Annotated in this window: 11 protein-coding genes; 3 read left to right on the plus strand and 8 right to left on the minus strand. The window is 65.5% G+C overall.

Annotated elements, in window-relative coordinates; translation table 11 throughout:
• Positions 1 to 60: 60 nt before the first annotated feature.
• Positions 61 to 486 (plus strand): diacylglycerol/lipid kinase family protein, encoded by a 426-nt coding sequence (locus ACEN88_RS17600; RefSeq protein ID WP_413341574.1) that lies wholly within the window; start codon positions 61 to 63, stop codon positions 484 to 486.
• 16 nt (positions 487 to 502) lie between these two features.
• Entirely contained in the window at positions 503 to 1,339 is an 837-nt protein-coding gene (locus ACEN88_RS17605; RefSeq protein WP_413341576.1) for a metallophosphoesterase family protein, read from the plus strand.
• A gap of 102 nt (positions 1,340 to 1,441) precedes the next feature.
• Here the strand turns inward: ACEN88_RS17605 and cls are convergent, their stop codons facing one another.
• Both cls and ACEN88_RS17615 read right to left on the minus strand, forming a co-directional pair.
• The gene (gene cls, locus ACEN88_RS17610; RefSeq protein WP_413341578.1) at positions 1,442 to 2,845 is read right to left on the minus strand and encodes a cardiolipin synthase; all 1,404 of its coding nucleotides are present in this window, start codon (positions 2,843 to 2,845) and stop codon (positions 1,442 to 1,444) included.
• Positions 2,842 to 4,962 (minus strand): site-specific recombinase, encoded by a 2,121-nt coding sequence (locus ACEN88_RS17615; RefSeq protein ID WP_413341580.1) that lies wholly within the window; start codon positions 4,960 to 4,962, stop codon positions 2,842 to 2,844. The genes cls and ACEN88_RS17615 overlap by 4 nt, the downstream gene beginning before the upstream one ends.
• Positions 4,963 to 5,086: 124 nt before the next feature.
• On the opposite strand from ACEN88_RS17615, the gene ACEN88_RS17620 reads away from it, so the two are divergent.
• Positions 5,087 to 5,923 (plus strand): branched-chain amino acid aminotransferase, encoded by an 837-nt coding sequence (locus ACEN88_RS17620; protein WP_413341582.1) that lies wholly within the window; start codon positions 5,087 to 5,089, stop codon positions 5,921 to 5,923.
• Positions 5,924 to 6,253: 330 nt separating this feature from the next.
• On the opposite strand, the gene ACEN88_RS17625 is transcribed toward ACEN88_RS17620, so the two are convergent.
• The 6 genes from ACEN88_RS17625 to ACEN88_RS17650 all read right to left on the minus strand — a co-directional run.
• Entirely contained in the window at positions 6,254 to 6,814 is a 561-nt protein-coding gene (locus ACEN88_RS17625) for a DUF3617 domain-containing protein (RefSeq protein ID WP_413341584.1), read from the minus strand.
• A 32-nt stretch (positions 6,815 to 6,846) separates the two neighbouring features.
• Positions 6,847 to 7,443, minus strand: coding sequence for an NUDIX domain-containing protein (locus ACEN88_RS17630; protein ID WP_413341585.1), 597 nt, complete (start codon positions 7,441 to 7,443; stop codon positions 6,847 to 6,849).
• Positions 7,444 to 7,515: 72 nt separating this feature from the next.
• On the minus strand, positions 7,516 to 8,160 hold the full coding sequence (locus tag ACEN88_RS17635) for an OmpA family protein (RefSeq protein WP_413341587.1): 645 nt from the start codon (positions 8,158 to 8,160) through the stop codon (positions 7,516 to 7,518).
• A 131-nt stretch (positions 8,161 to 8,291) separates the two neighbouring features.
• Positions 8,292 to 8,438 (minus strand): lmo0937 family membrane protein, encoded by a 147-nt coding sequence (locus ACEN88_RS17640; protein WP_105378160.1) that lies wholly within the window; start codon positions 8,436 to 8,438, stop codon positions 8,292 to 8,294.
• Between the two features lie 87 nt (positions 8,439 to 8,525).
• A complete protein-coding gene (locus ACEN88_RS17645) occupies positions 8,526 to 8,756 on the minus strand; it encodes a hypothetical protein (protein ID WP_413341589.1) in 231 nt (76 codons plus the stop codon).
• A 216-nt stretch (positions 8,757 to 8,972) separates the two neighbouring features.
• Positions 8,973 to 9,221 (minus strand): glycine zipper 2TM domain-containing protein (locus ACEN88_RS17650; protein ID WP_413341590.1); only part of this gene is annotated, 249 nt, incomplete at its 5' end.

Consider the following 9,221-nt stretch of genomic DNA (forward strand, 5'->3'; position numbering starts at 1 on the left):
TTTTTTTAATGAAACGGCCCCCACCGTCATCTACACCTCTATATTCGTCGGCAGCGTCATATGTGTATAAGACACCGGCGCCGCTATCCGTTCCTGTCGATGCGCCTGACCGTCAACGGCGAGCGGCTCGCGCGGCGCACGCCGTTCGTCTTCATCGGCAACAACGCCTACACGATGCAGGGCCTGGCGATCGGCGAGCGGGCGCGCCTCGACGAGGGCGTGCTGAGCCTGTACGTGGCGCAGCATCCTACGCGCCTGGGCCTGCTGCGCTTCGCGTTCGATGCGCTGCTCGGGCGCCTCGGCCAGGAGCGCGACTTCGACGTGCTGACGGCGCCCGAGTTCGACATCGACACGCACCGCCACCGTCTGCTCGTGGCGACCGATGGCGAAGTGACGGAAATGCACCCGCCGTTACGCTACCGGATGCGGCCTGGCGCACTGACGGTGCTGGTGCCTCCGGGAGAGAATGGCGTCAATCAACCATAACGGAAAGGGGAACCCCATGCGCACACTCGTCCACCTGTCCGACCTGCACTTCGGCCGCGTCGACGCCATGCTGCTCGACCCGCTGCGCGAACTGGTCCACAAGCTGGCGCCGAACGTCGTCGTCGTGTCCGGCGACCTGACGCAGCGCGCCAGGAGCGAGCAGTTCGAGGAAGCGAAGGCCTGGCTCGATACGTTGCCGGGCCCGCAGATCATCGTGCCGGGCAACCACGACATTTCGCTGTACAACGTGTTCCGCCGGTTCCTGCTGCCGCTCGACCGCTACAAGCGCTACATCACCGACGACCTCGACCCCGTCTATATCGACGACGAGATCGCGGTGCTGGGCGTGAACACGGCGCGTTCGCTCACGTTCAAGGACGGCCGCGTCAACAAGGAACAGGTGGACAAGATCCGCGCGACCCTGTCGGGACTGCCGAAGGAGGTTACGCGCGTCGTCGTCACGCACCATCCGTTCGACCTGCCAAAGGGCGCCGAAGAGGATGACCTCGTCGACCGCGCACAAATGGCGATGGACGTGTTCGCGGAACTGGGCATCGACCTGTTGATGGCGGGCCACCTGCACATGAGCCATGCGGGCAACACGCAGGCCCGCTACAAGATCAGCGAATACGCCGCGCTCGTCGTGCAGGCCGGCACGGCGACCTCCACGCGCGGGCGGGGTGAAGTGAATTCGTTCAACGTGCTCCGTATCGAGCCCCAGCGTATCGAAGTCGACCGCTACGGCTGGGACAGCGTGCACAACCAGTTCCAGGTGCTGAACACGGAGAAGTTCATGCGCAGCGGGAACGTCTGGACGGAAGTGCCGGATGGGATGATGGCGGCCGGAATTTAGCCGCAGGCGCATGGCAACGTCGTCCCCGCGCAGGCGGGGACCCAAGTACGCGTATCGACGGCTCATGCAAAATTGGACCCCCGCCTTCGCGGGGGCGACGGGTCAGATCCAATATTCTCCGAGCCGCGCCATCCATTCCTTGATCCGGTCGGACCACGGCCGGTGCCGCCACCTTTCCAGCGTGACTTCCTTCGAGTCCCTCAAATCCTCGTTGAACGCGCTTTCCATCGCCGCGCCGAACGCCGGATCGATGACAACCACGTTCAGTTCGTAGTTGTGGATGAAGCTGCGCCGGTCGATGTTGGCGGAGCCGATCGTCGACCAGCCGCCGTCGATCACGGCCGTCTTGGCGTGCAGCACCGCGATCTGCAGCTCGAAGATACGCACACCGCCGGCCAGCAACTGGTCGTAGAAGCCCTGGCCGGCGTAGCGGATCAGGCTGTGGTCCGAGACGCCCGGCAGCACGAGCCGCACGTCCACGCCGCGTTTCGCCGCGGCGATGAGCGCGTCGACGATCTGCTGGTCCGGCACGAAATAGGCCGACGTGACGTGGATCGATTTCTTCGCCTCGCTGATCGCGACGACGAGCGCCTTGTAGATGTCGGATTCGTGAGCCGGGTCGGACGCGAGCACGCGGACGATCTTGTCGCCGACGGGCGCCAGCGTCGGGAAATATTCGGCCTGCGGCAGCTCGCCGCCTTCCTGCTGCACCCACAGGTTCACGAACGACCACTGCAGCGGCGCGACGGCCGGGCCTTCGATCTTGACGTGCGTGTCGCGCCAGCCGACCTTGTCGCCGTCGACCTGGTTCGGCTTCTGGCGCGAGCGGAACAGCGAGCTGTTCGCATACGTGCTGCTGATGTTGATGCCGCCCGTAAACGCGACCTTGCCGTCGACGACCATCAGCTTGCGGTGGTTGCGGTTGTTCAGCTCCCACTTGCCGCGCGCCTTGGCGGGATTCACCGGATTGAAGACCAGCACGCGGATGCCGGCCTGGCGCATGCGGTCGAAAAAGGCGGCCGGCGTCGCGAGGGCGCCGACGGCGTCGACCATCACGTTCACGGCCACGCCCTGGCGCTGCTTCTCGATCAGCACGTCGGCGAATTCGATCCCGACCTGGTCCTGGTCGAAGATATAGGTTTCGAGATTGATGGAACTGGTGGCGGCGCGCGCGGCGGCCATCATTTCGCGCATCGTCGCGGGGCCGTCGAACAGCAGCATGACCTTGTTGCCCGCGATGAGGGGGACGCCCGTCGCCTGTTCTTCCAGCGCCGCCAGCGCCTTCAGGTTGCCGCTCGCATTGGCCCAGCGCCGCGCCACGAGGGCGGACGCCTGCTTCGGCGCCAGGGCGCCCTTGGTCGTCGCGATCGTGGGCACGGCCTTCGCGGGCGCTTCGGGTTCGACATCCGGCAGCGACTTGCACGCGACGACGCCGCAACTGAGGCACAGGGTCAGCAGCCAGGCGAACGGGGAACAGTAACGTGCAAAGCGCTGTCGGAGTCTCATTTGAAACCTCTCGGGTTGGCAACCACGGCCTCGTCGAGGTCGCGCGGTCCGATGAAAAAGTCGAGCGGCGCTGCCCGCAGGCGGCGGCCCAGTGCGCGCAGCAGGCGGAATCCGTTGCGGAAGCGCACCTTGCGCGCCCGCAGCGCCACCCACAGCGCGAGGCCGAAGCTCACCAGCAGGTTGACCATGCCGATGAGGGCGATGCCGACGAACGTGATGGCGATCGTTTCCGGATCGACCTGCTGGCCGAGCCCGACGAAGCCGATGGCGAGATTGGCGGATGAAAAGGTCACGTGGCGTACGTCCAGCGGCAGGCCGAGGAGGTAGCCGACGGTGCCCGTGATCCCCATCAGCATGCCGAACACGAAGTTGCCCATCAGGCCGCCCAGGTTGTCCTCGACGTAGCGGGCGAAGCGGGCACGCCGTTCCTCGCCGAGCAGGCGGCGCAGCCAGCGCAGTTGCTGCACGCGCTGGCCCATGCGCGTGTACATGGCCTTGTTGTCGTAGTAGCCGGACACGAGCCCCGACACGAACAGCCACACGCCCGCGATCGCGGCATGCAGCAGCGCGAGCGAATGCCATGGGTGACTGTCCGCGATCAGGTGCTCCGCCTTGACCGGGTTCACCAGGTGCGTGCCGAAGATCCAGTACCAGGCGAGGGCGATGGCCCACGCGACCGGGATCACGGTCGCGAGGTTGCCCAGCACGGCGACGATCTGCGTCCGGAACACTTTATTCACGAGGGCCGCCATGCTGTCGACGTCGACCTGGCGCCGGCTCGAGCCCCGCTGCGCCGTATCGTGCAGGGCGGCGGCGATGCGCGCGGCCGTCATCGCCGGCTGCTTGGTCGCGATGGTGAAATGCAGCACGTGCACGAGCATGAAGCCGGCCGCGTAATTGAGGCTGTAGAGCAGGGCTTCGATCAGCGGGGCGCGGTGCTGGTACGAGATCAGGATCTTGATGAGCGCCATGAAGCCGATGATGATGCCGGCCCCGGCCGACGACGCGAACATGCCGCGCAGGTCCGCGCGCCGCTCGGCGATGTAGTGCTCGCCCGTGCGGCTCGCGTTTTCCGTCACGTTGCGCGCCAGCAGGTCGATGTTGTCGCGCAGCAGGCCGCGCACCTGGTACTTCGTGTTGTGCGCTTCCGCGAGTTCCTGGGCGAGGTCGACGGCGGCTGCGCGGCGCAGGCTCGTCGGCGGCTCGGTGGGCGGCGTCGCCTCGTTCGCGAGCGTTTCCACGTCCACGGTGGGCGCGGACGGCAGTTCTCCGCTCGTGTCGACGAGGAACAGCAGCTTTCTCAGGCGGTCGATACTCTGCGTCAGGGCGACGAGCAGATAGGTCAGCGCGACGCTCGTGCCGGAGGCGAGGGCCTTGCTGCGGATCTTCAGCACGACCGCTTCGCACTGGTCGAGCATGACGAGCAGGTGGCGCGCGTCTTCCATCGTGTCGACCTCGCCGCACATCAGGCGGCCGTAGTCGTCGAGGTATTTGTTCGCCTCGATGTTCTGCATGAGGAAGGGCGAGTCCACTTCCTCGATTTCCATGTGCGCGTGGATCAGGCGCGGCTCCAGGCCCAGCGCGCAGACGCGGCACGACAGGGTGCGGATGGCGTCCAGCAGGCCCGCCAGCACGATCCTGCGCGCGCGCGAGGACTCGGCGGATTCGTGCTCCGCGCCGTCCGGCGGCGCGGCGTTCGCGACCACGTCGAACAGCTCGAGCCAGTCGGCGTTCGGTACGGCGCGGATCCACTGGTAATCGTCTTCGCGGCACAGCACGCGGTCGAGCGTGTCGGACAGGTATAAATCGTCCAGCGCGGGCGGCAGGATGCGGTAGGCGATGCGTTTTTTCAGTTCCGTGAAGAAGCCATCGTTCGACAGGATGCCGACGTCGGAATACAGGCTCGTGTGGCGGCGCGTTTCGAGCAGCCGGGTCAGGTAGCGGCGCAGCGTCCAGGCCTGGCCGGGATGACCCTTCAGCAGCTGGGTCAAGGTGCGCACCTGGGCGCGCGCGTAGTCGTGGTCGCTTGCGCGGCGTGGGCGCAACCGGTCGACCAGGTCGACCAGCAGGTCGATGCGGTCGCTGTCCGGGTCGAGATGTTCGAGAATCGAGAGCATGGGAATCTTCGCAGCTAGGAAAGGTCAGTGTACGCGCGGATACGCGGCGGCCACTGTACGGTGACGAACCGAGCAGGCAGGCCTGCGTTACACTTGATGCCTGACGTCATCACTGGGGAGCAGCATGTATCTGACTTACTATAACGGCCAATGGGCCGAAGGGAATACGCCGTTGTTCGGTGCCATGGACCACAGCGTCTGGCTGGGTTCGTCCGTCTTCGACGGCGCGCGGGCGTTGCGCGGCCATCTGCCGGACCTGCGTCCGCACCTGGAGCGCGTGATCGCATCCGCGGACAAGTTGGGCCTGCAGTGCCCGCTGAACGTGGACGAGATGGAAGCGCTCGTGCGCGAAGGCGTCGCGCGCTTTCCGGCCGACGCGGAGCTGTACATCCGTCCGCTCGTGTTCGCCTCCGAAGGCTTCCTGATCCCGACGCCGGAAGCGGCCGCCTTCGCGCTGACGCTGTTCGACGCGCCGTTGCCGCCGTTCTCCGGCTTCTCGGCCTGTTTGTCGGCGCTGCGCCGTCCGGAGCCGACGATGGCCCCGACGGATGCCAAGGCGTCCGCGCTGTACGCCAACACGGCGCGCGCGCTGCGCGAGGCAAAGTCACGCGGCTTCGACAACGCCGTCCTGCTGGACTCGGCGGGCAACGTGGCCGAGTTCGCGACGTCGAACCTGTTCCTCGTCACGGCCGACGGCGAGGTCGTCACGCCCGCGCTGAACGGCACGTTCCTCGCCGGCATCACGCGTGCCCGCGTGATCGCGCTGCTGGGCGAGGCCGGCGTGAAGGTCGTCGAGCGCACCGTCAGGCCGGAAGAGTTGGACACGGCGCGCGAAATCTTCAACACCGGCAACTACGGCAAGGTTGCGCCGTGCACGCGCTACGAATCGCGCGAACTGCCGGCTGGCCCAATTGCGAAACAGGCGCGCGACCTCTACCTCGCGTTTACCGAGACTACCTGACACAAAAATTCGAGGTCAGAAAATTCGGGGTCAGAGCACATTTTTCACGAAATTCGGGGTCAGAGCACATTTTGGGGCAATGTCCGTAGAGTGAGTTTCACACGCGAGCGGATGACCCGCACGTACGCTCGCAGAGACAGTCTTGCGGATACCGATGGTGGCGCGTCGATGGCCGCCGAGGCCAGCTCTGCGCTGGAACATTGATCCAGAATGTGCTCTGACCCCGAATTTGCAAACGAATGGGCTCTGACCCCGAATTGGAGAAATAGTTTGACGAAAAAAAGCCAGGCGCGCGGCCTGGCCCGGAAATCCCGTTGGGGTCAATCGCTACTACTTTGCGCGGGGGATGGGGATCGCACGGATGGTGCCGCAGTCGGCCGACAGCCACTTGCCGCTGACATCCATGTCCACGGTCTGGTTGCGCCCCTGTTCTTCGCTCCGGATCTTCATGCGCGCCCGGTAACTCGTGTCGTTGTCGGCGACCAGGTCCCCTTCGCCGCTCACCTTCGGTTTCGTGCAGGTGAACGTAATGTGGCCGCGGGTCGCCGATTGCTGTGTGAACGACTGCCTGCAATCGCCCTGCTGGACCGGGAATTCCTTGCGCTCGGCCATCTCGCGCGTCATGCACATCTTGGTCTGCAGGGCGCCGTTGGCGCCGACGTCGAGCTGCACGCCATTCTGCTGCATCATCTTCTGCATCTGCTGGCGCTGCTCGGGCGACATGTTGGCCATGTGCTGCTGCATGGCCGACATCGCCTGCGATATTTGCGGGTCGCTCGACGTCATCGTGTTCGACAGCGACCACAGGCCGGGTTTCAGCGTCTGGGCGCCAGCCGGGAGCGCGGCGCAGGCACACGACAGCACGAGGACGGATGCAATGGATTTGTTCATCGTTATTTCTTCCTTTTAAATATTGGGCGGCGTCACGACGCCTCGCCATGCCGTCCCAGCACCTTGCGCTCCAGGTACATGAGGAGCAGGACGGTCTTGGCATCGACGATGTCGCCCGTCTCGACCAGCGCGAGGGCGTCGTCGAAATCCAGTTCCACGACCTCGATGTCTTCGCCTTCCCCGGGATTGCCGCCGCCCGCGTCGCAGCGCCGCGCGCGATCATACTCTGCGACGAACAGGTGGATGCGTTCCGTCGTCGATCCCGGGCTGACGTACAGCTGCAGCGCGGACTGCACGTGGTCGATGTCGTAGCCGGTTTCCTCGCGCGCTTCGGCGATGGCGCGTTCGGCCGGGTCGGCGCCGTCCAGCATGCCGGCCGCCGCTTCGAGCAGGTAGCCATCGTGGCCGGCCAGGCGGGCGCCAAGGCGGAACTGGCGCGTCAGCACCACCGACCGGTGGGCGCGGTTGTACAGCAGCACGGCGGCGCCGTCCGCGCAGTCGTAGATTTCGCGCGACTGGACCTGCAGTTCGCCGTCCTGGCGACGCTGGGCATAGGTGACGTTCTTGAGAGGCAGATAATGGTCCGAGAGGATCTCCTCGCGGACGATGCGCACGGTGTCGCGGGACATGGCATCTCCTGTGGTTGGCCTTGCCCGAGGATACACCGTGCGCGTCATGGACGGGCGCGCGCGCCCGTGCGGTCAACCCTGGCGGGCCGGTTCGCTGACGTAGATCTCGACGCGGCGGTTGCGCGCGCGGCCGGCCGGATCGTCGTTGTTGGCGATCGGTTCGCGGGAGGCGCGGCCTTCGACGGTGATGCGGGCCGGATTGATGCCGCGCGCCGTCAGGTAGTCGCGCGTGTGGGCGGCGCGGTCCAGCGAGAGCGGCTGGTTGATCTGGTCGCTGCCCGTGTTGTCGGTGTGGCCGATGATGGTGACGTTGGTGGCGGGATTTTCGTTCAGCGTCTGGGCGAAGCGGTCGAGGATCGGGCGGAAGTTCGGCTTGATGTCGGAGCGGTTCGTGTCGAACGAGACGTCGCTCGGGATCTCGAGTTTCAGGCGGTTGTCCGAGGTCTGCGATACCTGCACGCCGGTGCCGCGCGTGGCCTGTTCCATCTGCTGGCGCTGCTGTTCCATGTGGCGCGACCAGACGTTGCCGACGACGGCGCCCGCCGCCGCGCCCAGCACCGCGCCACCCGTCGTGGCGCCGAGAATCGCGCCGAGGCCGGCACCGACGCCGGCGCCGGTCGCAGTACCGCGCTGGGTCTGGCTCATGTCGGCGCAGCCGGTGGCGGCCACGGCGAAGGCGGTGGCGCACAGGGTGGAACGGATCAGGGTTGTTTTCATGGTGGTCTCCTTCAAAAAAAAATATCCGTTTCGTAGTCGCACCCGCAGCAGTGGGCGCGACCGCGAAACGGATCGGTCAGGTCCGCAGGTCACTGCGGTCCGGCACGACGCCGCGTGCCGCTATGATACTGCTATATGCCTCGGCCACTGATCAGGCGCACCAGGATCATGATGACGGCGACGACCAGCAGGATGTGGATGAAACCGCCGACGGTATAGGAAGTTACCAGACCGAGCAGCCACAGAATGATGAGAATGACGGCAATTGTGTAGAGCATGATAGTGTCCTCATGGTTGACCGGCGTTGCTGTGCCGTGATTCCAGTATCGAACTAACAAGCTTTGTATTCCGTACGATGCCGTACATTACGTCGCGCTTTTTTGTTCCTTGTGCAAGCCGGGAATCCAGCCCATGAAGCCCATCAGGCCGAGAAAGCCGATCAGGCAGGTCACGAGGCCGCCCGTGATCAGGAAAAAGACGTCCTGCGCCGCCAGCTCGGCCGCCGTCGCCTGCGGTGTCGGCTCAGCGCTTGCCAGGCCGAAGCCCGTCAAAAGAAGTCCCCAGAGAATGATGCCGATCCATGCCAGACGGTTCATGTCGCGTCCTTTCGCTTGAGTGAGCTCTGCCGTACGAAGCCGATACTGCTGTGCGGAGGCAAACTCATCCGTGCGCCAACGCACATTGCGAAAAAGAAAACTTAGTGAGCGATCGTGCAAGGTGCAAACGCCGCGCACCCGTCTCCAACATAGCACGCGGCTGGACAAAACAAAACCGGGGCCGAAGCCCCGGTTGACCGGTTGATGCGGGTTCCCTCACGCCGAACGCAGCGATCCTTTCACGATGCGCACGCGGTCGCCCGTGCGCCACGGCGGGGCGCTGTGCTGGTGGAACGTGCGCAGCGTGCCGTCGTCGAGGCGGACGCGGATCTCGTAGCTGATGTCGGCCTTCATGTTGCCTTCCACCTGGTTGCCCACGACGGCACCGCCGACCGCGCCGGCGACCGTCGCCAGTTGCCGGCCGTGACCGCTGCCGACCTGGTTGCCCAGCAGGCCGCCGAGGAC

It is taken from the genome of Massilia sp. CT11-108 (assembly GCF_047302915.1).
GTDB classification, from domain to species: Bacteria; Pseudomonadota; Gammaproteobacteria; order Burkholderiales; family Burkholderiaceae_D; genus Telluria; species Telluria orientalis.

What these genes read in the sequence shown, in the direction of transcription:
- cls (WP_413341578.1), bottom strand. Translation starts at nt 2,845, where the DNA reads ATGAGACTCCGACAGCGCTTTGCACGTTACTGTTCCCCGTTCGCCTGG.
- ACEN88_RS17635 (WP_413341587.1), bottom strand. Translation starts at nt 8,160, where the DNA reads ATGAAAACAACCCTGATCCGTTCCACCCTGTGCGCCACCGCCTTCGCC.
- ACEN88_RS17630 (WP_413341585.1), bottom strand. Translation starts at nt 7,443, where the DNA reads ATGTCCCGCGACACCGTGCGCATCGTCCGCGAGGAGATCCTCTCGGAC.
- ACEN88_RS17640 (WP_105378160.1), bottom strand. Translation starts at nt 8,438, where the DNA reads ATGCTCTACACAATTGCCGTCATTCTCATCATTCTGTGGCTGCTCGGT.
- ACEN88_RS17615 (WP_413341580.1), bottom strand. Translation starts at nt 4,962, where the DNA reads ATGCTCTCGATTCTCGAACATCTCGACCCGGACAGCGACCGCATCGAC.
- ACEN88_RS17625 (WP_413341584.1), bottom strand. Translation starts at nt 6,814, where the DNA reads ATGAACAAATCCATTGCATCCGTCCTCGTGCTGTCGTGTGCCTGCGCC.
- ACEN88_RS17645 (WP_413341589.1), bottom strand. Translation starts at nt 8,756, where the DNA reads ATGAACCGTCTGGCATGGATCGGCATCATTCTCTGGGGACTTCTTTTG.
- ACEN88_RS17620 (WP_413341582.1), top strand. Translation starts at nt 5,087, where the DNA reads ATGTATCTGACTTACTATAACGGCCAATGGGCCGAAGGGAATACGCCG.
- ACEN88_RS17605 (WP_413341576.1), top strand. Translation starts at nt 503, where the DNA reads ATGCGCACACTCGTCCACCTGTCCGACCTGCACTTCGGCCGCGTCGAC.
- ACEN88_RS17600 (WP_413341574.1), top strand. Translation starts at nt 61, where the DNA reads ATGTGTATAAGACACCGGCGCCGCTATCCGTTCCTGTCGATGCGCCTG.